Origin of the sequence: Microbacterium sp. NPDC090003 (assembly GCF_044748385.1) — a bacterium.
GTDB lineage: Bacteria > Actinomycetota > Actinomycetes > Actinomycetales > Microbacteriaceae > Microbacterium.
The window spans coordinates 1,120,997-1,145,511 of sequence record NZ_JBIVFW010000001.1; the positions used below are offsets into that span (position 1 = coordinate 1,120,997).

Annotated in this window: 21 protein-coding genes; 12 read left to right on the plus strand and 9 right to left on the minus strand. The window is 71.0% G+C overall.

All coding sequences use genetic code 11. The features are described 5' to 3' along the window. Nucleotides 1–11 precede the first annotated feature (11 nt). From ACIPVN_RS05500 to ACIPVN_RS05525, 6 genes are all read right to left on the minus strand, one after another. Complete coding sequence (locus tag ACIPVN_RS05500; protein WP_400440514.1) at nucleotides 12–1,322, minus strand: sensor domain-containing protein; 1,311 nt, start codon at nucleotides 1,320–1,322, stop codon at nucleotides 12–14. Then, nucleotides 1,319–2,608: a hypothetical protein gene (locus tag ACIPVN_RS05505; RefSeq protein ID WP_400440517.1), complete on the minus strand. Its 1,290-nt coding sequence runs from the start codon at nucleotides 2,606–2,608 to the stop codon at nucleotides 1,319–1,321. The genes ACIPVN_RS05500 and ACIPVN_RS05505 overlap by 4 nt, the downstream gene beginning before the upstream one ends. Before the next feature lie 154 nt (nucleotides 2,609–2,762). Further along, complete coding sequence (gene ptsP / locus ACIPVN_RS05510; protein ID WP_400440520.1) at nucleotides 2,763–5,282, minus strand: phosphoenolpyruvate--protein phosphotransferase; 2,520 nt, start codon at nucleotides 5,280–5,282, stop codon at nucleotides 2,763–2,765. Beyond that, nucleotides 5,282–5,926, minus strand: a complete 645-nt coding sequence (gene dhaL, locus ACIPVN_RS05515; protein ID WP_400440523.1) for a dihydroxyacetone kinase subunit DhaL — start codon at nucleotides 5,924–5,926, stop codon at nucleotides 5,282–5,284. Before dhaL ends, ptsP begins: the two co-directional genes overlap by 1 nt. Further along, nucleotides 5,926–6,918 carry a dihydroxyacetone kinase subunit DhaK gene (gene dhaK, locus ACIPVN_RS05520; RefSeq protein ID WP_400440526.1) on the minus strand — a complete coding sequence of 331 codons (993 nt, stop codon included), beginning with the start codon at nucleotides 6,916–6,918 and terminating at the stop codon, nucleotides 5,926–5,928. The genes dhaL and dhaK overlap by 1 nt, the downstream gene beginning before the upstream one ends. A 184-nt stretch (nucleotides 6,919–7,102) precedes the next feature. After that, on the minus strand, nucleotides 7,103–9,223 hold the full coding sequence (locus ACIPVN_RS05525) for a RecQ family ATP-dependent DNA helicase (RefSeq protein WP_400440528.1): 2,121 nt from the start codon (nucleotides 9,221–9,223) through the stop codon (nucleotides 7,103–7,105). Between the two features lie 88 nt (nucleotides 9,224–9,311). Between ACIPVN_RS05525 and ACIPVN_RS05530 the strand changes: the two genes are divergently transcribed. The 8 genes from ACIPVN_RS05530 to ACIPVN_RS05565 all read left to right on the plus strand — a co-directional run bounded on the left by ACIPVN_RS05530 (nucleotide 9,312) and on the right by ACIPVN_RS05565 (nucleotide 15,979). Further along, on the plus strand, nucleotides 9,312–9,731 hold the full coding sequence (locus tag ACIPVN_RS05530; protein ID WP_400440531.1) for a pilus assembly protein CpaE: 420 nt from the start codon (nucleotides 9,312–9,314) through the stop codon (nucleotides 9,729–9,731). A gap of 98 nt (nucleotides 9,732–9,829) precedes the next feature. Then, nucleotides 9,830–10,813 (plus strand): 1,2-phenylacetyl-CoA epoxidase subunit PaaA, encoded by a 984-nt coding sequence (gene paaA, locus ACIPVN_RS05535; RefSeq protein ID WP_400440534.1) that lies wholly within the window; start codon nucleotides 9,830–9,832, stop codon nucleotides 10,811–10,813. Further along, on the plus strand, nucleotides 10,813–11,118 hold the full coding sequence (paaB, locus tag ACIPVN_RS05540) for a 1,2-phenylacetyl-CoA epoxidase subunit PaaB (RefSeq protein ID WP_247623085.1): 306 nt from the start codon (nucleotides 10,813–10,815) through the stop codon (nucleotides 11,116–11,118). The genes paaA and paaB overlap by 1 nt, the downstream gene beginning before the upstream one ends. Then, the gene (gene paaC, locus ACIPVN_RS05545) at nucleotides 11,115–11,939 is read left to right on the plus strand and encodes a 1,2-phenylacetyl-CoA epoxidase subunit PaaC (RefSeq protein WP_400440538.1); all 825 of its coding nucleotides are present in this window, start codon (nucleotides 11,115–11,117) and stop codon (nucleotides 11,937–11,939) included. The genes paaB and paaC overlap by 4 nt, the downstream gene beginning before the upstream one ends. Before the next feature lie 5 nt (nucleotides 11,940–11,944). Beyond that, on the plus strand, nucleotides 11,945–12,427 hold the full coding sequence (gene paaD / locus ACIPVN_RS05550) for a 1,2-phenylacetyl-CoA epoxidase subunit PaaD (protein ID WP_400440541.1): 483 nt from the start codon (nucleotides 11,945–11,947) through the stop codon (nucleotides 12,425–12,427). Further along, complete coding sequence (gene paaE, locus ACIPVN_RS05555) at nucleotides 12,427–13,590, plus strand: 1,2-phenylacetyl-CoA epoxidase subunit PaaE (protein ID WP_400440544.1); 1,164 nt, start codon at nucleotides 12,427–12,429, stop codon at nucleotides 13,588–13,590. Before paaD ends, paaE begins: the two co-directional genes overlap by 1 nt. 14 nt (nucleotides 13,591–13,604) lie before the next feature. Beyond that, nucleotides 13,605–14,375, plus strand: coding sequence for an enoyl-CoA hydratase/isomerase family protein (locus ACIPVN_RS05560; RefSeq protein ID WP_400440546.1), 771 nt, complete (start codon nucleotides 13,605–13,607; stop codon nucleotides 14,373–14,375). Nucleotides 14,376–14,455: 80 nt separating this feature from the next. Further along, entirely contained in the window at nucleotides 14,456–15,979 is a 1,524-nt protein-coding gene (locus ACIPVN_RS05565) for an ATP-dependent DNA ligase (protein WP_400440549.1), read from the plus strand. Nucleotides 15,980–16,009: 30 nt separating this feature from the next. Here the strand turns inward: ACIPVN_RS05565 and ACIPVN_RS05570 are convergent, their stop codons facing one another. Then, a complete protein-coding gene (locus ACIPVN_RS05570; RefSeq protein ID WP_400440552.1) occupies nucleotides 16,010–16,528 on the minus strand; it encodes a phosphoribosyltransferase in 519 nt (172 codons plus the stop codon). 145 nt (nucleotides 16,529–16,673) lie between these two features. Between ACIPVN_RS05570 and ACIPVN_RS05575 the strand changes: the two genes are divergently transcribed. From ACIPVN_RS05575 to ACIPVN_RS05590, 4 genes are all read left to right on the plus strand, one after another. After that, nucleotides 16,674–18,440: a thiamine pyrophosphate-binding protein gene (locus ACIPVN_RS05575; protein WP_400440555.1), complete on the plus strand. Its 1,767-nt coding sequence runs from the start codon at nucleotides 16,674–16,676 to the stop codon at nucleotides 18,438–18,440. 80 nt (nucleotides 18,441–18,520) lie between these two features. Continuing rightward, nucleotides 18,521–19,387 carry a PhzF family phenazine biosynthesis protein gene (locus ACIPVN_RS05580; protein WP_400440559.1) on the plus strand — a complete coding sequence of 289 codons (867 nt, stop codon included), beginning with the start codon at nucleotides 18,521–18,523 and terminating at the stop codon, nucleotides 19,385–19,387. A 324-nt stretch (nucleotides 19,388–19,711) separates the two neighbouring features. After that, nucleotides 19,712–21,445, plus strand: a complete 1,734-nt coding sequence (locus tag ACIPVN_RS05585) for a DUF222 domain-containing protein (RefSeq protein ID WP_400440561.1) — start codon at nucleotides 19,712–19,714, stop codon at nucleotides 21,443–21,445. Between the two features lie 199 nt (nucleotides 21,446–21,644). After that, nucleotides 21,645–22,040 carry a VOC family protein gene (locus tag ACIPVN_RS05590; protein WP_400440564.1) on the plus strand — a complete coding sequence of 132 codons (396 nt, stop codon included), beginning with the start codon at nucleotides 21,645–21,647 and terminating at the stop codon, nucleotides 22,038–22,040. Nucleotides 22,041–22,049: 9 nt separating this feature from the next. Here the strand turns inward: ACIPVN_RS05590 and ACIPVN_RS05595 are convergent, their stop codons facing one another. Next, entirely contained in the window at nucleotides 22,050–22,430 is a 381-nt protein-coding gene (locus ACIPVN_RS05595) for a VOC family protein (RefSeq protein WP_400440566.1), read from the minus strand. 161 nt (nucleotides 22,431–22,591) lie between these two features. After that, complete coding sequence (locus ACIPVN_RS05600) at nucleotides 22,592–24,469, minus strand: FAD-dependent monooxygenase (protein WP_400440569.1); 1,878 nt, start codon at nucleotides 24,467–24,469, stop codon at nucleotides 22,592–22,594. Nucleotides 24,470–24,515 lie beyond the last annotated feature (46 nt).

Consider the following 24,515-nt stretch of genomic DNA (forward strand, 5'->3'; position numbering starts at 1 on the left):
ATCGCTGTCCGCTACTCCAGATGCGCGCCGATGTACAGCTCGCGGCGCAGCGTGCCGTCTTCGGCGGTGATCCCGATGATGGTCGCGCCGGGCGTCGCGATATCGCGGTCGGTGTGGAAGAGGAGCACTTTGCCTTCCCTCGTCGACACCTCGTAGAAGTGAAGCGCCGCGGAGATCACGCGCACCGACGTGCCCTCGGGGAAGGCCGTCATCGCCTTCTCGATCGGGTCGCCGATCCCGACACCGCCGGCTCGCGGCAGCGTCGCACCGTCGACCGGCGGCTCACCGTACAGCGCGACCTTTCCAGCCAGGATCGTCGCGACGGCGGTGCCCTTCTCCTGGGCGGTGATCTGGACGCTGGCGGAGCCGTCGGCGCTGGTGAGCGTGCGGTTGTTCGGAGACCATTCCTCGGCCGAGACGCCGGCGCCGGGCACCGTCGCCACGGCCGCATCGATGTCCTCCCCCAGACGGAGCGGTCCCACGCCGCCGAAGTCGATCGGCCAGTCCGCCCACGCCGCGGAGGCATCGACGACAGGCGGCGCGGCCGGGGCGGTCGGCGGGTTCGCCGTCAGACCGCCGACGAGCAGGTCACGCGCCTGCCGCAGGCGGTCGTGCAGCACTCGGGCGGCGGCTTGCGGGTCGAGCGCCGACTCCCCGGTGAAGGAGTGGGTGAACTCGACGAGCACGTTGCCCACCGAGGCGATTCCGTAGTAGTTCTGCCAGCCGTCTGAGGAGTTGGCGATGACGATCGAGCCCGCGACCGAACGCACCCCGTCCTCGTCGATCAGGGCGTTCTCGAACGAGGATGCCTCCTGGTTGAAGGTGAACTCGCTGCACTGCTCGGCTGCGTCGACGTAGTCGTCCATCCGCCGCTCCGCCTGCGCGGGTGTCGGGAACTGCAGCACGCTCAGGCGCCCCTCGCGATCGTTCTCGGCCTGCCACGTCATGCTGCGCGCGCCGACGGAGCCCAGCGACGCCTCCATCAGGAGCACCGAGCAGATCTCGGGAGTGATCTCGGCGCCCCACCCATCGGAGACCTGGACCAGAGAAGCCGAGGGCTCGGCGAACTCCGCGGATCCCGGAACGATACCCGCGACCTCATCGGCCGACAGCAGCAACCACTCGAGTTGGTCGCCGACGAAGACCAGCGGCCCGTCGTAGGCCGCGCGCTCGGGTGTCTCGGGCGCGGCGGTCGCGCTCGGCTCCGGCGTCGGCTCGGGTTCGGGCGCGCATGCCGAGAGCCCGAACAGAGAACCGACCGCGACCAGACCGACCACGAGCGTCGAGAACGGCCGCACCGGCGGCACCTCCCGCCCGCTCATCCGAACACCAGCGGCGCACGCAACGTCGCGTCCTCGACGCCGATGCCCGTCACGACCGCTGCCGGATCGGCGGGGTCGCGATCGGTGCGGAAACTCACGGATCCGCCGTCCCGCGTGGCAACATCGTAGAAGAACTCACCGGAGGCGACGACGGTCAGGAAGGTGCCTTCCGGGAACGCCGCGATCGCCGCGCTCACGGGCTCCCCCACCCGCACCCCGCCCGCGGCCGGGAGGGAGGTTCCCTCGTGCACCGGCTCACCGAAGATATTCGAGACTCCGACCGTCACCTTCTCGACGCGCTCACCGCTCTTCTCCGCCCAGATCCCGACGGATGCAGATCCGTCGGCGGCGGTCAGCCACCACGGGCTCCCCTCCCATTCCGGTTCGCGCACCTGCGCACCCGATACGGCGGCCAGGGCCGCGTCGAGATCGCTGCCGAGCACGATCGGGCCGACAGCCTCGACACTCATCTCCCACGTGCTCCACGGCGCGCCCGGGTCGACCGCGCTCGGCGTCTCCGCCGGAGCGGGCGGGTTCACCGTCAGCTCCTCGACGAGGGCGTCGCGCGCGGAAAGGCTGTGCTCGCGGAGCATCTCCGCCACGGCCGCGGCGTCGATCACCGTTCCGTCGATACCGGTCTGGAACAACTCGACGATCACGTTGCCCATCGACGCGTAGCCCTTGTGATATCGCCACTCGCCGTCGATGAACCCCTCGGTCAGCGTTCCGGCGATCGCCTGCGCGCCGTCGCTCTCTCCGACGATCTCCGCGTCGAATCCGGAATCCCGCTCGAGCACGTAGGAGCCGCACTGCTCCGTCGCCGCTCTGAGCTGGTCCATGCGGGCGGCGACCTGCGCCTCGTCGGCGAGCTGCAGGACGTGAAGGCGTCCGACGGCGTTATCGCTCCCCTCGAGCGTCCAGGTGAGGGTTCGCGCCCCGACGGAGCCCAACGACATCTCTGCGGACAGCGCGCTGCAGATCGCGGGCACGGGCGCGGGCCCGCCCCCGTCGGAGATCTGCTCCAACGCACTCGACGGCTCGGACATGTCCGCGATGCCCGGCAGAAGCGCACGGATCTCGTCCTCTGAGGGCAGGAACCAGTCGAGCTCGTCGCCGACGAAGTGGAGCGGCCCGTCGTAGGCTTCGGGCTCCGGCGTCTCGGGAGCCGCCGTCGGGCTCGGAGCCGGTGTCGAATCGGTCTCGGGCGCGCACGCCGAGAGTCCGAGCACTGCCCCGGCCATGACGAGGCCGAGAACGAGCGTGGTAGACGACCGCACCTGCGGCATATGACCCTCCGATGATCTGCTGCGTCGCCTGCCGACGCCTCCCCTCCCGCGAGCGTAGCGGCGACGACGCACGGCTCGCATCGGCGGGGAGGCGGTCGAGATCAGAACGATATGAATCCCATGCCTGCGGACGCATATACGGACGGCGTCGGCGTCAGGCGCCCCTCGAATCCGTCAGGACGGCATCCACTCCGGCCCGTGCCGACGCGGCCGTCGGCGCCGCGACAGCCGCATCGGCCGCCCGTCGGCACGCGTCCCGATCGACGGCGGCGAGCGCCGCGCCGACGCGCCCGAGAGCGCGCGGCGACATCGAGAGCGAGGTGACGCCGAGCCCGGCGAGCACGGGTGCGAGCGCGGGGTCGGCGGCGGCTTCCCCGCACACTCCGACCGGTCGTCCCGCCGCGCGCCCGGCGGCACCCACCGCACCGATCAGGCGCAGCACCGCGGGCTGCCACGGATCGGTGAGGTCGCCCAGTTCGCTGAGGAGCCGGTCGGCCGCGAGCGTGTACTGGGCGAGGTCGTTGGTGCCGAGGCTGACGAAGTCGACGACCTCGAAGAGCTCGATGGCGAGCATAGCCGCCGACGGGGTCTCGATCATGATGCCGACGCGAGCGATCCCCGCGCGGCGCGCCCGGTCGGCGAACTCCGCCGCCTCGTCGACGGTCGCCACCATGGGCGCCATGACCTCCACAAGAGCCGACTCCGCCTCCGTGGCGAGGGCGATCGCTCGCAACTGATCGTCGAGCAGACGCGGGTTGCGGCGCGCGATCCGCAGACCCCGCACGCCGAGCGCCGGGTTCTCCTCGTCGTCGGCGTTCGCGAAGGGCAGGGGTTTGTCGCTGCCCGCGTCGAGAGTGCGCACGACGACCTTGCGTCCGGGGAAAGCGGCGAGCACCCCGCGGTACGCGATGACCTGCTCGTCGACGCTGGGAGCATCCGCGCGCCCGAGGAAGCAGAACTCTGTCCGGAACAGTCCCACGCCCTCGGCCCGCGCCTGCGCGGCGGCGAGCGCATCCGCCGCACCTCCGATGTTGGCGAGCAGGGCGAGCGGATGGCCGTCCGCCAGATGGCCGCGCCCGTCGAATTCGACGACGACCGCAGCGGCGTGCGCGGACGCCACACGCTTCCGGTCCGGACCGACCTCGACGGTGCCGCGATCTCCGTCGACGAGAACCGTCTCCCCCTCGCGGATGCCCGTGGCACCGGCCACACCGACGATCGCCGGGAGTCCGAGCGAGCGGGCGATGATCGCCGTATGCGAGGTCGGACCGCCCTGCTCGGTGACGAGCGCTACGCAGCGCCCGCCGCCGAGGGCCGCCGTGTCGGCGGGCGAGAGGTCCACGGCGACCAGCACGAACGGCTCCTCGCGCTCGGGGATCCCCGGCATGTCGAGTCCGAGGATCTCCGCGATCACGCGGTCGCGCACGTCGCGGATATCGGCGACGCGTTCGGCCATCCGACCCCCGAGCGCGTCGAGCGCGGTCTCGTGCTCCCGCGCCGCTTCCCACACCGCGCGCGCGGCCGTACGCCCGTGCGAGAGTACGAGGGCGCGGGCGCCGGCGAGCAACTCGGGATCGGACGCGATGAGGCGTGCGGCATCGAGGATCTCCCGCGCCTGCCCCGTCGACGCCGCGGAGCGGGCGCGCAGGCGCTCGGCGACGGCGACGGTCGCGCGCTCGATCGCCGAGATCTCGACGGCGCGCTCGCTCTCGGCGACCACGACAGCGGCATCGGGTTCGGGCAGCGCGGGAGCGAGGTGGACGACGGATGCCGCGGCGACCCCGGGGCTCACGCCTCGTCCGCGCAGCACATCGCCCGCCGTCACAGGGGCAGCAGAATCACGAGGCGGCGCGGCCCCCTCCGGCGGCGCGATCCCTTCCGGCGGCGCGATCCGTTCCGCCGGCGCGTCCGCAGCCGTGCCGGACGGACCATCCGTCCCCTCCCCGAAGCCATCGTCGAAGAGCGCCGCGATACGGGCGAGAGCGGCGGCGGCGTCCGCGCCCTGCGCCGAGAGCTCGATCTCGTCGCCCTGCCGTGCGCCGAGGATCAGCAATCGCGAGAGACTGGCCGCCGCCGCCTCCGGGCCATCGGGCAGCCGTCTCAGCCGCACGTCGACGCCGCCGGATGCCTCGGCGATCAGTGCGGCCGGGCGGGCGTGGAGGCCCTGCGGGTTGCGCACGTGCACGCGACGGGTCTGCGCGTCGCCGACGGGTGAGGACGGAGCGGAGGGCTCGCTGGGTTCGGGGGCGGGCTCCCCCGCACCGAGCTGCCCCGTCTTGGCACCGAGCGCCGCGGACGCCTCGGCGGCGACCGTGTCGAGATCTCCTCCGGCCGCGGCCGAGACCACGGCGGCGAGCAGGCCCTCGACGAACGGTGCGGGTGCGAGCCTGACCGGCACGTCGCTCAGGCGCAGTTCGAGCGCGAGCTCGGCACTGAGCACGGCCGAACCGAGATCCATGAGCACGAGAACGCCGTCGCACTGGGCGGCGAGCTCGTCGATCGCTCCGGCGACGGCCACGGCATCCGTGCCGAGGATCGGCATGCCGGCGGCATCCGTCCCCGCACCGGCGGCGACTCGCACTCGCACCCCCTCGCCCTGCACCATCTGCAGGGCGAGCTCGAGCGCCGCCTCCCCGAGTCGTGCGCTGTGGGAGACGGCGACGATGCCGATCATCAGCTCGCCGCGATCGCCGCGGCGAGCGTCTCGAAGAGCAGGGTGGTCGATGCGGCACCGGGATCGAGATGGCCGGCACTGCGTTCGCCGAGATAGCTGGCCCGACCCTTGCGTGCCACCAGGGGCAGCGTCGCGTCGCGCCCCGTGGCGGCGGCGACCGCGGCGGCCTGGGTCGCCTCGGCGAGGTCGGCACCCGCCACGATGGCCGCATCGAGCGCGTCGACCGCCGGCGACATGGCGTCGAACATCGTCTTGTCCCCGGCCTCTGGCTTGCCCCGCGCGACGATGCCCTCGAGTCCGGCGCGCAGCGCGGCGGCCAGGGCGGTCGCGTCGAGTTCCTGAACCGCCCCGGTCGTCATCCCCATCCGCAGGAAGAAGGTGCCGTAGAGCGGCCCGCTGGCGCCGCCGACCGAGCTCACGAGTGTCATTCCGACCGTCTTGAGGAGGTCGTCGGCGGCGGCCGGAGCACTCGCTGCGAGCTTCTCGGTCACGGCGCTCATCCCTCGCGACATGTTGGCGCCGTGGTCGGCGTCACCGATCGCGGAGTCGAGTTCGGTGAGCCACTCGCGCTTCTCGGCGACGGCCGCGCCGAAGCGCGTGATCCAGTCCTGCAGGGTGGCGATCGAGACGATGTCCGCGGCCATCAGGCGCCCCAGCGCAGTCCGGGGGTCACGACCGGACTGTCCCACAACCGCAGCAACTCGTCGTCGGTCTTCAACACCGTGACCGAGCACCCGGCCATGTCGAGCGAGGTGATGTAGTTGCCGACGAGGTTGCGCACGATCTGCACACCCGCCGCCTCCAGGAGAGCCGCGACCTCGGCGTACATCAGGTAGAGCTCGATCTGCGGGGTCGCGCCCATGCCGTTGACCATCACGATCGCGGGTCCCGCGAAGTCGAGGTCGGCGAGGATCGGCTCGACGAGCTGACGAGCGATGTCGGATGCCGGCGCCAGGGGCTCGCGGTGGCGTCCGGGCTCGCCGTGGATGCCGATGCCGATCTCCATCTGGTCGTCCGGAAGGTCGAAGGTCGGCTTGCCGGCGGCGGGCACCGTGCAACTGGTGAGGGCCATCCCCATGGAACGCCCCTGCGCGTTGACGCGCTGTGCGAGGGCGACGACGGCGGCGAGGTCCTGCCCCTCCTCCGCGGCCGCGCCGACGATCTTCTCGAGGAGCACGGTGAGGCCGACGCCGCGTCGTCCGGCCGTGTAGAGGGAGTCCTGCACCGCGACGTCGTCGTCGACCACGACGGTGCCGACCTCGATGCCCTCCATCGAGGCGAGTTCTGCGGCCATCTCGAAGTTGAGCACATCGCCGGTGTAGTTCTTGACGATGTGCAGGACGCCCGCCCCTCGGTCGACGGCCTTCGTCGCGGCCTGCACGCGGTCGGGCGTCGGCGAGGTGAAGACCTCACCCGCGACCGCGGCGTCGAGCATGCCGACGCCGACGTAGCCGCCGTGCAGGGGCTCGTGCCCCGACCCGCCGCCGGAGACGATCGCGACCTTGCCCTGCGCCTTCGGGTCAGCCCGCGTGATGACGTGCGTCTCGAGGTCGACCGACAGCTCGGGATGCGCGAGCGCGACTCCCTTGAGCGATTCGACGAGCACGTCCTCCGGGGCGTTGATGAGCTTCTTCATCGTCCGATCTCCTTCGATCTCTTCCGTCGGGTGTCGATGCCGGCCGCATGGCCGACGTCGCGAAAGCAGGCGACCTGGAAACAGGCGACACCGCCGTCACTGTCGAACATCCTCGGGACGGCTGGTGTTGTCAAGATCGAACCCCGGATCCGGGCCGCGGACTCTCTGCGTCGACGCGCCCGGGTCACCCCCGCAGGGCGAGCACGAACGGCAGCACCTCGCGGGCGCCGGCGCGTCGAAGGATGCGTGCGGCGACCGTGAGCGTCCACCTGCTGTCGGCGAGATCGTCGACGAGCAGCACGGGGCCGTCGGGAATCTCGAGATGATCGGCGCTGAATCGATCCCAGAGACCGCCGAGCCGGAAGACGCTGTTGCCGCCCGGCTGACCGCTCGGACCGCCGCCCACGAGACCGAGTTCGCCCAGGTACGGGAGCCGGCCGATCTCGGCGAGACCGCGAGCGAGGCTGTCGACGAGCAATGGGTGCGAGCGCGAAGGAAGCGCGACCACCGCGACGGGTCGCTGCGACCACTCCCACCCGGCGAGCACGCGCACACAGCCGTCGAGCACCTGTCGCGTCACCGCGGCATCCGGAGCCCCCGCGGCGAACAGCGATCGCAACGTGCCGCCCCACCCCAGGTCGGTCAGTCGAGCCAGCGCTCGCCCCTCGCCCGCCTGCTCGTCGGCGGCGATGCGACCCTTGACGGGGACGTCCAGCCGATCGGCGCCCGTGGGCCAGGCGCGGCGCGGTTCGATCGGCACCCCGACCCGGTCGAGCGACTCCGCGGCCTGCGTGGTGGCCGCGGCGCCGATCTCGCGCGGGAACCAGTCGCCCGCGCAGTTGTCGCACCGCCCGCACGGCTTCGCCGTCTCGTCATCGAGGGCGCGCTGCAGGAACTCCATCCGGCATCCGTCGGTCTGCTCGTACGCGATCATGTGCTGCTGCTCGGCGACGCGCTCCCCCGCGATACGCTCGTACCGCTCGGCGTCGTAGCTCCAGGGTGCCCCCGTCGCGACCCACCCGCCCTGCACGCGCCGCACCGCTCCGTCGACGTCGAGCACCTTCAGCAACAGCTCCAGCGGGTTCCGACGGATGTCGACCATCGCCTCGAGTGCCGGTGTCGAGATCGGCGCGTCGCCGAGCGCGCCGATCACACGCTCCGCACGCTCGCGGTCGGGCATCGATGCGGTCGCGAAGTGGTGCCAGATGTCGCGGTCCTCGACACCGGGGAGCAGCAGCACGTCGGCGCTCTCGCTGGCGCGGCCCGCACGACCCACCTGTTGGTAGTACGCCACGGGCGACGAGGGCGCGCCGAGGTGCAGCACGAAGCCGAGATCGGGCTTGTCGAACCCCATGCCCAGCGCGCTCGTCGCCACGAGCGCCTTCACCTCGTTGCGCTGGAGCATCCCCTCGGATTCCGCGCGCTCGTCGGTGTCGGTCTGCCCCGTGTACGCCCGCACGTCGTGCCCGTGGTCGCGCAGCAGACGGGCCGTGTCGACAGCCGCCGCCACGGTGAGCGTGTAGATGATGCCCGAGCCGGGAAGATCGTCGAGGTGGCTGAGCAGCCAGGCCAGGCGGCTCGCGGAGTCACGCAGACGCAGCACGCCGAGCCGCAACGACGTGCGGGCCAGGGGTCCGCGGATCGTGAGCACACCGGCGCCGGGACCGCCGCCCGCCGTGCTCGCGCCGAGCTGCTCGGCCACGTCGACCATGACGCGGCTGTTCGCCGTGGCCGTCGTCGCGAGAACCGGAACGTCGTCGGGCATCTCGGCGATGAGGTCGCGCAGCCGGCGGTAGTCGGGGCGGAAGTCGTGCCCCCAGTCGCTGATGCAGTGCGCCTCGTCGACCACCAGCATCCCCATGCGGCTCACCAGCGTCGGCAGCCGTTCCTCACGGAAGGCCGGATTGTTGAGGCGCTCGGGCGACACGAGCAACACGTCGACCTCGTCGCGGTCGAGCCGAGCGAGGACATCGGCCCACTCGTGGGCGTTCGTCGAGTCGATGGCGACCGCCCGCACCCCGGCGCGGGAGGCGGCGGCGATCTGGTCGCGCATCAGGGCCAGCAGCGGCGAGACCAGGACGGTCGGCCCCGCACCCTGTCCGCGCAGCAGCCGGGTGGCGACGAAGTAGACCGCGGACTTCCCCCACCCCGTGCGCTGCACGACGAGCGCCCGGCGGCGGCCGTCGACGAGCGCCTCGATGGCCTCGTACTGCCCGTCGTGGAAGTCGGCATCGGCGCGTCCGACCAGCTCGCGGAGTGCGGCGAGTGCTGCCGCGCGGGTGCCGACGGAGGGTTCGGAGGTCATCCCCTCACTCTGCCCCATCCCTCCGACACCGCGATCCCGACGGCGGCGCACCGGCCCCGCCGCGCGACCGGTCGTCTAGCGTGGAGACGTGATCACCCGAGACCTGGCCGTCGCCCTCCGTGCCGCCGGCCTCGTGTGGCATCCGATCGAGGGCGACCGCTTCCAGCTCGATCTGCCGAACGAGGTGGAGCTCGAGTCCGAGGCCGACGTGTTCACGGTCAGCGGGATGACGATCGAGGCGCGGCAGACGCCGAGCGGTACCCACCTCGCCTTCAACGGCACGACCGAATGGGCGCTCGACGCGGTGACCCTCGCGGATGCCGTCTGGCTCCCGCGCGAGGATCAGCTGCGCGAGCTGCTGCGGGGAACCTTCCGCTCCCTGGAGCGGCTCGACGACACCTTCCGTGTGCGGGTGCGGATCTCGGGGGAAGAACTCTCGTTCGAGCACCCCGATCCCGCCGAGGCGTACGGCCGAGCGCTGCTCGAGCTCGTCTCGCGCTCGCAGTGAGTCGAGGATCCGGGCAGCGCGGTCTTGAGGATCCCCTCCCGTCGTGACAGAATTACCTAACGATCGGTCAGTAAAGACGCTGGCCGGGAGGAGTCACGATGAACGCCCCCGCAGACCTCTCGATCACCGCGGACGTCTCCGACGAGGAACGCCTCTTCGACGAGCTCATCGCGAACGAGCAGCGGATCGAACCGCGCGACTGGATGCCCGAGGCCTACCGCAAGACGCTCATCCGTCAGATCTCGCAGCACGCGCACTCCGAGATCATCGGCATGCAGCCGGAGGGGAACTGGATCACGCGGGCGCCCAGCCTCAAGCGCAAAGCCATCCTGATGGCGAAGGTGCAGGATGAAGCCGGTCACGGCCTCTACCTCTACTCCGCGGCGCAGACCCTCGGCATCACGCGCGACGAGATGATGCAGCAGCTCATCGACGGGCGGGCGAAGTACTCCTCGATCTTCAACTACCCCACGCCGACGTGGGCCGACATGGGCGCGATCGGATGGCTCGTCGACGGCGCCGCGATCTGCAATCAGGTTCCGCTCTGCCGTGCCTCCTACGGCCCCTACGGTCGCGCGATGGTGCGGGTCTGCAAGGAGGAGTCTTTCCACCAGCGACAGGGCTTCGAGATCCTGCTCACCCTCATGCGGGGCACCGAGGAGCAGAGACGCATGGCGCAGGATGCCGTCGACCGCTGGTACTGGCCGAGCCTGGCGATGTTCGGTCCGCCGGACGATCAGTCCCCTCACTCCGCGCAGTCGATGGCCTGGAAGATCAAACGCTTCTCGAACGACGAACTGCGCCAGCGCTTCGTGGGGATGCTCGTGCCGCAGGCCGAGATCCTCGGCGTCACCCTCCCCGACCCCGAGCTGCGCTACGACGAGAGCACCGGGCGTTACGAGATGGGCGAGATCGACTGGGACGAGTTCTTCCAGGTGCTCCGCGGTAACGGCCCGTGCAACACCGAACGGCTCGAGCGGCGGCGCACCGCCCACGAGGACGGGGCGTGGGTGCGCGCAGCCGCGGCGGAGTACGCCCGCAAGCAGGCCGCAGTCGCAGCGATCGAGAAGGACGCGGCCTGATGGCGAGCCCCGGCACCGACCCGCGCGAGCCCTGGCCCCTCTGGGAGGTCTTCGTGCGCGCGAACCGCGGACTCAGCCACGTGCACGTGGGCTCTCTGCACGCACCGGATGCCGAGATGGCGATCCGAAACGCCCGCGACCTCTATACGCGACGCGGCGAGGGGGTCTCGATCTGGGCGGTGCCCGCCGAGGCCATCACCACGAGCGACCCCGATGCGAAGGGCGCGTACTTCGAGAGCGCCGCGGGCAAGAACTACCGGCACGCCGTGTACTACACGGCCTCCGAAGGGGTGCCGCACCTGTGAACGTCGCGAACGGGCACGGCGACGTCACCGTCGAAGAGCTGCACCTCGCGCAGGAGCTCGCAGGTTCCGGCGAGCGCGCGGCATCCGCCGACATCGCCGAGTACGCGCTGCGGCTCGGCGACGACGCGCTGATCCTGTCGCAGCAGCTGGGCGCCTGGATCTCGCGCGCACCGGAACTCGAGGAGGACGTCGCGCTCGGCAACATCGCCCTCGACCTGCTCGGCCACGCTCGCTCGCTGCTGCGCTACGCCGGCTCGTTCGACGGACGCAGCGAAGACGATCTGGCGTTCTTCCGCGACGAGCCGGAGTTCCGCAGCGCCTGGATCGTGGAGCAGCCCAACGGCGACTTCGCGCAGACCATCGCGCGGCAGCTCGTCGTCTCGACGTACATGGTCGAGCTCTACGCGGCGCTGCGATCCAGCGGCGACGAGACCCTCGCGGCCGTCGCCGAGAAGGCGCTCAAAGAGGTGGACTACCACCGCGACCACGCCGTGCAGTGGACGCTCCGGCTCGCCGGCGGCACCGACGAGTCGCGCACGCGGATGATCCGCGCCCTGGGTGACGTCTGGCCCTTCGTCGACGAGCTGTTCCGCGACGACCCGCTGATCGACCGGCTCGGCGAGGCGGCCGCGCGGCCGTCATCGCTGCGCGCGGGCTTCAACGCCGTGATCGACACGGTCTTCGCCCGGGCCGACCTCGTGGCTCCCGGGGTCGCGGCGTCGTCGGCGGGCGGGCGGCACGGGTCCCATGCCACGCCTCTGGGGCACGTCCTCGCCGAGATGCAGGTGCTCGCCCGACGGCATCCGGGGGCGACATGGTGACGGCGATGACGACGACGGATGCCTGGCGGATCGCCGCCGCCGTCGCCGACCCCGAGGTTCCGGTGCTGACCATCGAGGACCTGGGCGTGCTGCGCGCGGTCGAGTCCGACGGCGCGCGCGTACGCGTCGACATCACGCCCACCTACAGCGGATGCCCTGCGATGGACACGATCCGCGACGACGTGATCCTGGCGCTCACCGCGGCGGGCTTCGGCGAGGTCGAGGTGCGGCTCGTGCTCGCCCCGGCCTGGACGACGAACTGGATGTCGGATGCCGGCAAGCGCAAACTCGAGCGCTACGGCATCGCCCCTCCGACCGGTCGAGCGGCGGTGCGCGGGGGCCCCATCCCTCTCACGCTGAGCGTGCGCTGCCCGCGATGCGGATCGCTCGACACTCGCGAGGTGTCGCGGTTCGGCTCCACCTCGTGCAAGGCGCTATTCGAGTGCCGCGCCTGCCTCGAGCCCTTCGACCACTTCAAGGTGCACTGATGTCGCTGTTCGCGCCGTCCCCGGCATCCGCTCCTCCGCCCTCGCGTCGCGAGGTGTCGACGGTGCGGACGCGGGCTCGCTTCCATACGCTCGTCGTCGAGGCCGTGCGCCCGCTCACCGACGACGCGGTGGAGGTGACCTTCGCAGTGCCGGCCGCGCTCGCCGACGAGTACGACCATCTGCCCGGTCAGTACGTCGCGCTGCGCACGGTGCTCGACGGGGTCGAGGTGCGGCGATCGTATTCCCTGTGCCGCGCGCCCGAGCATCGCGCCGACGGCGCCGACACCCGGCTGAGCGTGGCGGTCAAGCGCGACGAGGGCGGGCGGTTCTCGACCTGGGCGCAGACCGGCCTGCAACCGGGGTTCGAGATCGACGTGATGAGCCCGCAGGGCACCTTCACCTCGGCCCTGCCCGACCTCGATCACCGGCACGTGGCGGGCATCGCCGCCGGCTCCGGCATCACCCCTCTGATGGCCCTGGCGCACACGGTGCTGTCGCGGTCGGACACCGCTCGGTTCACTCTGCTGTACACGAACCGGTCGACCCTCGACGTGATGTTCCTCGAGGACCTCGCCGACCTGAAGGACCGCTACCCCACGCGCCTCACCCTTCACCACGTGCTCTCTCGCGAGCAGCGCACCGCACCCGTGCTGTCGGGCCGCATCGACGAGCCGAAGCTGCGCACGATCCTCGCGACTCTCCTCCCGCCCGACGACGTCGACGAGTGGTTCCTGTGCGGTCCGCTCGCCCTGGTCGACCTCTGCCGCGAGGTCCTGGCCGATGTCGGCGTGGACCGCGACCACATCCGCTTCGAGCTGTTCACGACCGGCGACGAACCCTCCCGTGCCGCACGACCGGTGCGGGTGCGGGCCGGTGAGCGCACGACGACGATCGAGGTGACGCTCGACGGCGTCTCATCGACGGTCGAGAGCCCCGTGGATGCGCACGAGTCCGTGCTGAACGCGGCGCTGCGCGTGCGCCCCGACGCCCCCTTCGCGTGCGCCGGCGGGGTGTGCGGCACCTGTCGTGCCCGGGTCGTCGAGGGCAGCGTCACGATGACCGAGAACTACGCGCTCGAGCCCGACGAGATCGAGCGCGGATTCGTGCTCACCTGCCAGTCCCATCCGACCAGCGACCGCGTCGTCGTCGACTACGACGTGTGAGGGAGAACGCACCGATGATCGACCTCACGATCGCCGACGAGATCGCGACCGTCACTCTGAACGCACCGGCGAAGCTCAACGCGCTCGACGAGCAGGCGCTCCGCGGCCTCGATGCCGCCTACGCCGAGGCCGAGACGGCCGGAGTGCGCGCCCTCGTGCTGAGCGGAGAGGGGCGTGCGTTCTGCGCGGGACGAGACATCTCGGACGTGGATCCGCGCGACGACGACGTCGTCGGGTACCTCGGCGGGCTCGTCACCCCGCTCCTGCAGCGGATGTCGCGCTTTCCCGCACCCACCTTCGCCGCAGCCCACGGCGCCTGTCTCGGCGTCGGCCTCGGGCTGCTGATCGCCACCGATGTCGTGTACGTCGCGGAGTCGGCGAAGATCGGCTCGCCGTTCGCCGCTCTCGGCGCGACCCTCGACTCGGGCGGGCACGCCCTCTTCCTCGATCGCCTCGGCGCGCACCGCACGCTCGACCTCATCTACACGGGACGCCTGATGACCGGCACCGAAGCCGTGACCGCGGGGCTCTTCTCCCGGGTGCTGCCAGACGGAGAGGTGCATCGGGCGACGACGGATGCCGCGGCGACGGCCGCCCTCGGGCCGACGGCGGCCTTCGTCGCCAGCAAGCGACTCGTGGCGCGGATCCGCGACGAGCGGCTGGCGCTCTGGGAGTCGGTCGAGCTCGAGAACGCGGCGCAGGCGGCGCTCGGTGGCACCGACGACTATCGCGAGGGCTTCGCGGCGTTCCAACAGAAGCGGAAACCGCGCTTCCGGGGTCGGTGAGGCGGCGAGCACATGAGCCGTCGAGCACCGGGTTGTCAACGCTCTGCCCGGATGTCGGCGCCCGGTGTCACACTTCGGAGATGATGCTCTCGCAGCTGGTCTCCACGACCGAAGAGGTCGCCGCCACGTCCTCGCGCCTGGCGAAGATCGACGCGCTCGCCCGGTTGCTGGCCCAGGCCGATGCCGATGAGATCGCGCCGCTGACCGGGCTCCTCCTCGCGACGCCGCGGCAGGGCCGCCTGGGCGTCGGATGGCGAGGGATGGCCGCCCTCGAGGTCTCCCACGCCGATGCCTCGACGCTCGCGATCACCGACGTCGATCAGGCGTTCGAGCGCCTCGCGGCGGCATCCGGAACCGGCTCCGCGAGCGTACGGAGCAGCACCCTGCAGGCGCTGGCCGCGCGGGCCACCGCACCGGAGTGGGATTTCCTCACCCGCGCCATGCTCGGCGAGCTGCGCACCGGCGCGCTCGGCGGCGTGCTGCTCGACGCGATCGCCCGCGCATCCGACCGCCCGGTGCCCGCCGTGCGCCGGGCCGCCATGCTGTCGGGCGACCTCGGCGAAACGGCGCTGATCGCACTCACCGGAAGCGCCGAATCGCTCGACGAGGTCGGGCTCCGCGTCGGTCGTCCCGTGCTCCCGATGCTCGCCGCCACCGCCGCGACCCCGAGCGATGCCCTCGGCATCACCGGTGAGGCGTCGGTCGAGTACAAGCTCGACGGCGCCCGCATCCAGGTGCACCGCCACGGCGAGGAGGTGTCGGTGTACACCCGCAGCCTCGCCGACATCACCCACCGCGTGCCCGAGCTCGTCGAGATCGTGCGCGCCCTGCCCGCGCACGACCTCATCCTCGACGGCGAGACGCTGGCGCTCGACGAAGACGGCGGGCCGCGTCCGTTCCAGGAGACGATGTCGCGGTTCGGGGCCGACGCGGCGCGCGAGCTCGCCCTGCGCCCGTGGTTCTTCGACCTGCTGCACATCGACGGCCGCGACCTCATCGACGAGCCGTTGGGCGTGCGGCTCGCAGAGCTCGATCGGGTCGCCGGCCCGTGGCGCATCCCGGGAACGGTGACGGCCGATGCCGACGCCGCTGAACGGGTCTCGCGCGATGCCCTCGCCGCCGGCCACGAGGGCATCGTCGCCAAAGCCATCGATTCGCCGTACGCCGCGGGTCGCCGCGGCAAGTCGTGGGTCAAGGTCAAGCCCGTGCTCACCTACGACCTCGTGGTGCTCGCGGCCGAGTGGGGTTCGGGGCGCCGCCAGGGCCTGCTCTCGAACCTGCACCTCGGGGCGCTCGATCCCGACGGGGAGTTCGGCGAACCCGGCGGTCTCGTCATGGTGGGCAAGACCTTCAAAGGACTCACCGACGAGCTGCTGCGCTGGCAGACCGCCACGTTCCCGACGCTCGAGACCCGACGCACGCAGGGCACCGTGTTCCTGCGGCCCGAACTGGTCGTCGAGATCGCGATCGACGGCGTGCAGCGATCCCCTCGCTATCCCGGGGGCATCGCGCTGCGCTTCGCGCGGGTCAAGGGCTACCGCCCCGACAAGGCGGCGCGCGATGCCGACACGATCCAGACGCTCCGCGCGCTGCTGCGGGAGTGACGTGCGGAGAGCGTCGGCTGCGGCATCCGCTCAGGCCGAAGGCGCGAGCCCGAGGTCCTCTTCGCGCACGGTTCCCTGGAACGACCACGGGAAGTTGATCCAGAGGTCCGTGTCCTTCCAGGCGTAGTCGGGCTGGATGATGGTCGACGGCTTGGTGTAGATCGTGACCGAGCGCACGTCGGCGCCCTTGTCCTCGAGCAGCTGCACCGCGAGAGCGAGGGTGCGACCCGAGTCGGCGACGTCGTCGACGAGCAGCACGCGGCGTCCGTCGAGGTACGCCATGTCGAGCTCCGGCGGGAGCACCTCGGGCGCGTCGAGCACCGTGCCGATGCCGGTGTAGAACTCGACGTTGATCGCGCCGCAGTTCTTCGCGCCGAGACCGTAGGCGATGGCGCCGGCGGGCAGGAGCCCTCCACGAGCGATCGCGACGACGACCTCGGGTTCGAAGCCGCTGGCGAGGATGTCACGGGCAAGGTCGCGGGTCGCGGCGCCGAAGCCGTCCCAGGTGAGCGTCTCGCGCTCGTTCGATGCATCAGTCACCCGATCCATTGTCCTCCATCACGGCGATAGACTGACCACGTCCGGCCGCACTGCGACCGGTGCCTGAAAAAGAGGCACGAAGCACTCCTCGCCGACGCGGGTGCGAGACACATACGGAACCTCGTTCTCCGTCCCTGTCTCGAAAGGCTTCGCCATGCCCTCCGTCTCCGCGCACGTCGCACTCACCCTCGCCCAGCACATCGACGCCGTGTTCGGGGTGATGGGCAACGGCAACGCCTACTTCCTCGACGCGATCGAGACTCAGACGGATGCCGTCTTCACCGCCGTGCGCCACGAACAGGGCGCCGTGGTCGCCGCCGACGCGCACTTCCGCGCCTCGGGCCGGATCGCCGCGGGCACGTCGACCTACGGTGCCGGATTCACGAACACGCTCACGGCCCTGGCGGAGGCGGTGCAGGCGCACGTCCCACTCGTGCTCGTGGTCGGCGACGAGCCGACCTCCGGACCGCGTCCGTGGGACGTCGACCAGATCGCCCTCGCCTCGGCGGTGGGTGCGCGCACCTATACCGTGGGCCGCGCCGACGCGGCGGCGACGACCGTCATCGCGATCGAGCACGCCCTCACCTACCGCGTGCCCGTCGTGCTGGCGATCCCCTATGACGTGGCGTCGCTCGAGGCCGGCCCCGTGCCGCCGGCCCCGGAGCCGCGGGTGCCGGCACCGCTCGCACCGAGCGGGGAGTTCGCCGAGGGGATGCTCGACGAGATCGCCGCCGCTCTGGCCGCAGCCGAGCGGCCGTTCCTGCTCGCCGGCCGCGGTGCCTGGTTGTCGGGAGCGAGCACGGCACTGGGCGAGCTCGCCGCAACGACCGGCGCGCTCACCGCATCCACCGCCCTCGGCCGTGGGGTCTTCCCGGACGCGCGCTTCGATCTCGGCGTCACGGGCGGATTCGGGGCCGAGGGAGCGATGGAGCTGATCCGCGAGGCCGATGTCGCCGTCGTGTTCGGCGCGGGGCTGAACCAGTTCACGATGCGTTTCGGCGCGCTGTTCGCGCCCGGCACGAAGGTCTTCCAGATCGATATCGCCCCCGCGGCCACGCACGCCCACGTCGGCGGCTTCGTCCGGGCCGATGCGCGTCTCGCGGCGGAGGCGCTCGTCGCGCGCCTCGCCGCCCCCTCCTCTCCCGCCACTCCCCCGGCGGCCGCTCTCGCCGCCCCGCACAACTTCGGAGTTCCGGGCCGACTCGCCGCATCCGAGGCCGCGATCACCAGAGTGTCGCATCCGATCTCCGATGTTGTGCGCCGGCCCTGGCGCGAGAGCGTCGATGTCACCGCCGCACGGGCGTACGACCACGGCGATGATCTCGCCCCCGACGGGCGCCTCGACCCTCGCTCCGCGGCCCGGCGCATCGCCGCGCTGCTGCCCGAGGACCGCGTGGTGGTATCGGACGGCGGGCACTTCATCGGCTGGGCGAACATGTACTGGCCGGTCGCCGCGCCCGATCGCATGATGATGATCGGCACGGCCTTCCAGTCGATCGGTCAGGGATGGCCGAGCGTCGTCGGCGCCGCTCTCGCCCGGCGCGAGGCGACCGTCGTCCTCACGTCAGGAGACGGCGGAGGACTCATGGCGATCGCCGACCTCGAGTCCGCGGTGCGCGCGGCCGCCGGTCGCGGGGTGGCCGTGATCTGGAACGACGCCGCCTACGGTGCCGAGGTCAACCTCTACGGGCTGAAGGGTCTCGCCGAGGCGCCGATGCGCATTCCCGAGGTCGACTTCGCCGCCTTCGCCGCGGCGGTCGGCGCCGAAGGCGTCGTCGTGCGCACACTCGCAGATCTCGATCGCCTGGGATCGTGGGCAGACGAAGACCCCGCGACCCGGCGCTTTCTGCTGCTCGATCTGCGCATCTCGGGTGACGTGATCGCGCCGTACCAGCAGGAGATCATCCGCGTGAACTCGTAGGCACCAGTACCGGCGGCGCCGTCCGTGAGGCCCGACTGTCACGCTCAGTCCGTCAAGCTCAGTCCGTTATGCTCCGAATCATGCCCGAGAGCCCCGAGATCCTGCGCTACAGCGCGTTCGCCGCATCGCCCGACGGAGGAAATCCCGCGGGCGTGGTGCTCGACGCCGAAGGCCTCGACGACGAGCGGATGCTGCGGATCGCCGCCGAGGTCGGATACTCCGAGACCGCGTTCCTGACGGGGCGTTCCGAGGTCGACGGCGTGCCGCACCACCGTGTGCGGTATTTCTCACCGGGCGCCGAAGTGCCGTTCTGCGGTCATGCCACGGTGGCGACGGCGGTCGCCCTCGCCGAACGCGACGGGGAGGGAACGGTGGTGTTCGAGACGGCGGCGGGACCGGTGGCCCTGGAGTCGGCGTCGGATGCCACGGGCGCGATCACCGTCTCGTTCACGAGCGTCGAGCCGCAGGTGCGTGAGCTCGACCCGACGGTGCGCGACCGGTTGCTGGACCTGCTGGGTCTCACCGTGGCCGACATCGATCCGCGATTTCCCGTGCAGGAGTCGTTCGCCGGTAACTGGCATCCGATCGTCGTCGTCGCCGACCGGGAACTGTTCCATCAGTTCCGCTTCCGGCCCTCCGATGTTGCCGATCTGATGCGGGCGCAGGGCTGGCTCGGAACGGTGACGGTGCTGCATGCGCACGATTCCACCGAGTTCGAGGCTCGCAATCTCTTCCCGGTCGGACGCATCACCGAGGATCCGGCGACGGGCTCCGCCGCCGCGTCGACCGGCGCGTACCTGCGCGCGCACGGACACGCGGGAGCGACGATTCGGATCCGCCAGGGCGCGCACGTCGGGCGCCCGAGTGAGCTGATCGTCACGATTCCCGAGTCGGGAGGCATCGTCGTCGCGGGCGGTGCCTTCGCGATCCGCGCTCTCGACTCCTGAGCGAGCGGAGCGAGACGAAGGGCCGCGGGTGGTGACGTTGGGTCCCTGAGCCCGTCGGAGGGCCCGTGCTCGCGCAGGCTGCTGGGTACCTGAGCCTGTCGAAGGGCCCCGGACTCGCGCAGGCGGCTGGGTCCCTGAGCCTGTCGAAGGGTCCTACCCCGTCCCGCGACTGGGTCCCTGAGCGTGTCGAAGGGTCCCGCCGCGTGTGCACTCGTTCTGCACCGGTGTGGTGTGGTTGCGAGTTCTCCACCGATCACGTGGATATGTTCGTTGGTCTGGGGTTTTCGCGTCTGAATGTCGGTGGCCCCTGGTGGACTGGGACGCATGAACAGCACCGCCGAGTATCTGGATCGGGTCGCCCGTGACCTGGCTGTGGTGTTGCGCGCGGACGTCGTGGCGGGGTTGTCGGATGCGGAGAAGATGCAGGTGTTGAGGGCCGCCGGGGAGGTCGCCCGGCGGGTGGATGCGGTGGTGGTGGAGACGGTCGGGTCGGTGGATCAGCGCCCGGCGGGGTCGGGGGAGCTGGCGTTCTGCGGGAGGTTCGGATGCCGGAGCATGAACGAGCTCGTCCAGCGGGTGCTGCGCACGGACGCGGCCGGCGCGGCACGGGTCGTGAAAGCCGGGAAGATCATCCGACAGGAGCTCGACTACTCCTCGGGAGCGACGCTGCCCGCCCGGTGGCCGGCGTTGCGTGACGCCCTAGTGGACGGTGCGGTCGGGGTCGCGGGACTGCTGGCCGCGACCGGGCCCGTGGAGCAGGCCGGCGTCAGGATCGGCGCGGCGGACCGGCTGCGCGCCGATACCGAGCTGGCCGACTACGCGCGAGGGCTCGTCGCGGTGGACGCGGACGGTGATGGCGACGAGGACGTGGACGCGGACGGCGATGAGGATCGTCGGCTTGAGTCGGGCCCGCCGGCGACCCCGGAGGACTTGAAGCTGTTGTCGCGGGTGATCGTGACGTATCTCGACCCGGACGGCGCGGAACCCGCGGAGGAGCGGGCGATGCGTGCTCGCGGGATCGTCCTCGGGCGGGCCAAAGACGGGGTGATCCCGATCCGTGGGTCTTTGCTGCCCGAGACGGCGGGGCAGTTGCAACGCATCTGGGACGCGTACCTGAATCCGAAAGTCGACGGACCACCCATACCGGCAGCGCCGGACATGTCAGCGGTCGGGAGCGGGGTGCGCTTCATGCCGTCCATCGACGACACCGCGCCCGGCGCGCGGTACGACACCCCGCTCGGCGAAACCGAAAACAGCCCGCTCGGCGACACCGATGACACCTCACTCGCGGCCTCGCCTCGTCATCTCGACGCCGACGTCCCCCTCTTCACCGATGACGTCCTGCCCTCCGGTGATGCGGGCGGGCTGGTCGATGACCGCACCCGGGCGCAGAAGCAGCACGACGCCCTCGCCGCCGTCCTCGGCATCGCCGCCCGCCACGGCGACATGCCCACCCTCGGTGGTGCCGCCCCCACCCTCGTCGTGTCCGTGACTGCGGAGGATTATGCGTCCGGGCGGGGGTGGGCGCACGTCGACGGCATCGACGACGCCCCGGTGTCTCTTGCGACTGCCCGGCACACCGCGTGCGGGGGCAGTATCCAACGCGTCACCTCCGACCCGGGCGGGCGCATCATCGGGATCGACACCACCGACCGGATCTTCACCGCCCACCAACGCCGCGCGATCGCCCTCCGCGACAAAGAATGCCTCATCCCCGGCTGCCACGTCCCCGCAACCTGGTGCGAGATCCACCACGTCACCGAACACTCCCACGGCGGACCCACCACCACCGACAACGGCGTCACCCTCTGCTGGCACCACCACCGCACCCTCGACACCAACGGCTGGACCATCCGCATGCACCACGGCGTCCCCCACGTCCGCGGACCCGCCTGGTGGGACCCCCACCAGAAATGGCGCACACCCCAACCCGCCGCCCGACCCACCACACGCACCACCACACGCCACCCCACACCCACCACCATCACCACAGCCACAGTCGCAGCCACAACCACCCCCGCGGCGAGACAGCGAACCAGACCACCGATCCGCGCATGAACACCGTGGGGCGCCCGGCGACGGGCCACCCAAGAAAGAGCACGAGCCTGCCAGGACTGAACACCCCCGCGTCGTCTTGACGCACGTCAACCCCTGCCCCAACCTCCAGCCCCAACCCAGCCCAGCCCAGCCCTACCCGGTCCAGCCCAGCCCCAACCCCAGCCCCAGCCCCTGCCCAGCCCCTGCCAGAATCGATGACATGCCCGGTCTCCACCACGTCGAAGTGTGGGTCGCCGACCCCGAATCCGCTCGCCGCGACTGGGGGTGGCTCCTCCCGCAGCTGGGGTACTCGCTGCGGCAGGAGTGGGCAGAGGGCCAGACCTGGACTGCCGAAAGCGGGCCGTACCTCACGATCACGACGCCTCCGCACGTCGATGATCGAGGCCATGACCGCCGTCGTCCCGGCGTCAACCACCTCGCCTTCCACGGCGGCGACGAAGCGACCGTCGACGGGATCATGGCAGCCGCCGCAGAGAACGGCTGGCGGCCGCTCTATCACGAGCGCTATCCCCATGCCGGTGGCCCCGACCACTACGCCGGATGGCTGGAGAACGCCGCCGGCTTCAAAGTCGAGATCGTCGCGGAAGAAGCCTGACCGCTCCCCTCAGACCTGCGCGCCGTAGTCGGGCAGCTCCTGCAGCGTCCAGGTGTTCCCGTCGGGGTCGTCGAACGACACGAAGCGACCCCAGTCGAGATCCTCGACGCCGCGGGCATCGACCCCGAGGCCGCGCAGGTGCGCGAGAGCCTCGTCGGCATCCGGAACGACGACCTGGATCGTGTTCTGCCGACCCGGTTCGAGATCGAGGCCCAGACCGGTGCCGAACGCGATCGAGCACGCCGAGCCCGGCGGAGTCATCTGCACGAACCGCAGCCCCTCGGTCGGGGTCTGATCGTGGTCGGCATGGAAGCCGATCTTCACGTAGAAGTCCTTCGCCCGGTCGACATCCGACACCGGCACGAAGATGAGTTCGATCTTCCAGTCCATCACGCCACTCCTCAGGTCACGGCGGGCCTCATCGCCCTCCCGCGTCCACGGTAGGCCGCGCCACCGACATTCTCCAGACCTGCCTCACCGCTCCAGACCTGCCTCACGGCCCCAGACCTGCCTCACGGCCCCAGACCTGCCTAACCGCCCCCAGGTCCGCCTCACCGCGCCGGCAGCATCCCCTCGGCGAGGAACTCCCCCAGCTCCCGCACGCCCTCCCCGTGCAATGGAAGGATCGCGGCGACGTACTGGTCGGGCCGCACCACCACGACGACGCCGTCGCGCGACAGCCCGCGCTCGGCGAAGATGTCGACGTCGGTCCACTTGCTGGGCCCCGCCGCGTACACCTTCTCCCAGTCGATGAGGCCGAGAGGCCCGGTCCGCGGCTGGAACAGCGCGGGCGACGTCGTCACCTCGACATCCTCGAAGGGCTGCTGATACACGGCCTTCACATCGAACACGGCATCCGCATCGGCATCCGCGGGTGTGAATCGCTCGAACACCGGCGTCGCCGCAGCAGCCCAGTCGCGCAAGCCGTCACCGCCGCGGTCCCCGAATACGTAGACGCGCCACCGCCCGTCGGCGCGCGCGTGGTGCCCGAGGTGCACCACGTTTCCGTCACCCACGCGCACGACCTCCGCAGACCTGAAGCGCTTCCCGAGCGGGAAGCCGGTGGCCAGCCCCTGATGCGCATCCGCCCCGGTGATCATCGACGCCGAATACTGCGTCATGAACCCCGATGGGAACTCGGCCGTCGCGAGGTAGTACGTCGCGAGTTCCTGCGGGTCGGAGATCTCCTCGGGCTTGCGCGCCATGAGGCTCGACCACTCGCGATCGAAATCGATGAGCTGCTGTGCGACGGGCCGCCGCTCGGCGCCGTACGTCGCGAGCAACGCCTCGGGTGCGCGGCCGGTGAGCACCGAGCCGAGCTTCCATCCGAGGTTGAACCCGTCCTGCATCGAGACGTTCATGCCCTGCCCGGCCTTGGCGCTGTGCGTGTGACAGGCGTCGCCGGTCAGGAACACCCGCGGCGAGCGCCCGGAATCCTCGGGGGCGTCGTCGAATCCGTCGGTCACGCGATGGCCGACCTCGTAGACGCTGTGCCACGCCACCTCGCGCACGTCGAGCGTGTACGGGTGCAGGATCGCGTTCGCCCGACGGATGATCTCCTCGATCGGCGTCTGCCGCACCCGGTGGTCGTCGTCGTCGGCGACCTCGCCGAGGTCGATGTACATGCGGCTGAGATAGCCGCCCTCCCGCGGAATGTGGAGGATGTTCCCCGCCCGCGAGTTGATCGCGCACTTGGTGCGCCAATCGGGGAAGTCGGTGTTCACCAGCACGTCCATGACGCCCCAGGCGTGCGCGGCGACGTCACCCACGTGCCGGCGACCGATCGCCTCCCGTACGCGGCTGCGGGCTCCGTCGCAGCCGACGACGTACTTCGCCCGGACGATCCGTTCCTCCCCCGCCCGCGCTCCGGCGACGTACTGCACGCGCACCTCGACCGGGTACTCGCCCTGGTCGTGCACGGTCAGTCCCTCGAACGCGACGCCGTAATCGGGCGCGATGCGTGCGGGCCCGTCGGCGGCCGCCTCGGCGAAGTAGTCGAGCACACGCGCCTGGTTGACGATCAGGTGCGGGAACTCGCAGATGTCGTAGGCGTAGTCGGCGGTGCGCGCCGTGCGCACGATCCCGGCGGGGTCATCGGGATCGGGCCCCCAGAAGTTCATCCAGCCGATGTTGTAGGCCTCGGCGGTGATGCGCTCCGCGAACCCGAAGGCTTGGAAGGTCTCGACGCTGCGCGGCTGGATGCCGTCGGCCTGGCCCAGCACGAGCCGTCCGTCGCGCTTCTCGATGATGCGGGTCGTCACGCCCGGGTACTGTGCCATCTGCGCCGCGAGGAGCATTCCCGCCGGCCCCGAGCCGACGATGAGCACGTCGACCTCGTCGGGCAGGTCGTCGGGCCGCTCGATACCCGTGCCCTCGGCATCCTGCACGCGTGGATCTCCGGACACATAGCCGTGGTGGTGGAACTGCATCGTCGTCGATTCCTTCCGAACTTCTCTCATTGTGCGCGGCTTCTGC

Coding starts and splice junctions, on each gene's coding strand:
- paaB (WP_247623085.1), top strand. CDS start 10,813: ATGGCGAGCCCCGGCACCGACCCGCGCGAGCCCTGGCCCCTCTGGGAG.
- ACIPVN_RS05575 (WP_400440555.1), top strand. CDS start 16,674: ATGCCCTCCGTCTCCGCGCACGTCGCACTCACCCTCGCCCAGCACATC.
- ACIPVN_RS05525 (WP_400440528.1), bottom strand. CDS start 9,223: ATGACCTCCGAACCCTCCGTCGGCACCCGCGCGGCAGCACTCGCCGCA.
- paaD (WP_400440541.1), top strand. CDS start 11,945: ATGACGACGACGGATGCCTGGCGGATCGCCGCCGCCGTCGCCGACCCC.
- paaA (WP_400440534.1), top strand. CDS start 9,830: ATGAACGCCCCCGCAGACCTCTCGATCACCGCGGACGTCTCCGACGAG.
- ACIPVN_RS05595 (WP_400440566.1), bottom strand. CDS start 22,430: ATGGACTGGAAGATCGAACTCATCTTCGTGCCGGTGTCGGATGTCGAC.
- ACIPVN_RS05590 (WP_400440564.1), top strand. CDS start 21,645: ATGCCCGGTCTCCACCACGTCGAAGTGTGGGTCGCCGACCCCGAATCC.
- ACIPVN_RS05580 (WP_400440559.1), top strand. CDS start 18,521: ATGCCCGAGAGCCCCGAGATCCTGCGCTACAGCGCGTTCGCCGCATCG.
- ACIPVN_RS05560 (WP_400440546.1), top strand. CDS start 13,605: ATGATCGACCTCACGATCGCCGACGAGATCGCGACCGTCACTCTGAAC.
- ACIPVN_RS05500 (WP_400440514.1), bottom strand. CDS start 1,322: ATGAGCGGGCGGGAGGTGCCGCCGGTGCGGCCGTTCTCGACGCTCGTG.
- ptsP (WP_400440520.1), bottom strand. CDS start 5,282: ATGATCGGCATCGTCGCCGTCTCCCACAGCGCACGACTCGGGGAGGCG.
- ACIPVN_RS05585 (WP_400440561.1), top strand. CDS start 19,712: ATGAACAGCACCGCCGAGTATCTGGATCGGGTCGCCCGTGACCTGGCT.
- dhaL (WP_400440523.1), bottom strand. CDS start 5,926: ATGGCCGCGGACATCGTCTCGATCGCCACCCTGCAGGACTGGATCACG.
- ACIPVN_RS05570 (WP_400440552.1), bottom strand. CDS start 16,528: ATGGATCGGGTGACTGATGCATCGAACGAGCGCGAGACGCTCACCTGG.
- ACIPVN_RS05600 (WP_400440569.1), bottom strand. CDS start 24,469: ATGCAGTTCCACCACCACGGCTATGTGTCCGGAGATCCACGCGTGCAG.
- paaE (WP_400440544.1), top strand. CDS start 12,427: ATGTCGCTGTTCGCGCCGTCCCCGGCATCCGCTCCTCCGCCCTCGCGT.
- ACIPVN_RS05565 (WP_400440549.1), top strand. CDS start 14,456: ATGATGCTCTCGCAGCTGGTCTCCACGACCGAAGAGGTCGCCGCCACG.
- ACIPVN_RS05505 (WP_400440517.1), bottom strand. CDS start 2,608: ATGCCGCAGGTGCGGTCGTCTACCACGCTCGTTCTCGGCCTCGTCATG.
- dhaK (WP_400440526.1), bottom strand. CDS start 6,918: ATGAAGAAGCTCATCAACGCCCCGGAGGACGTGCTCGTCGAATCGCTC.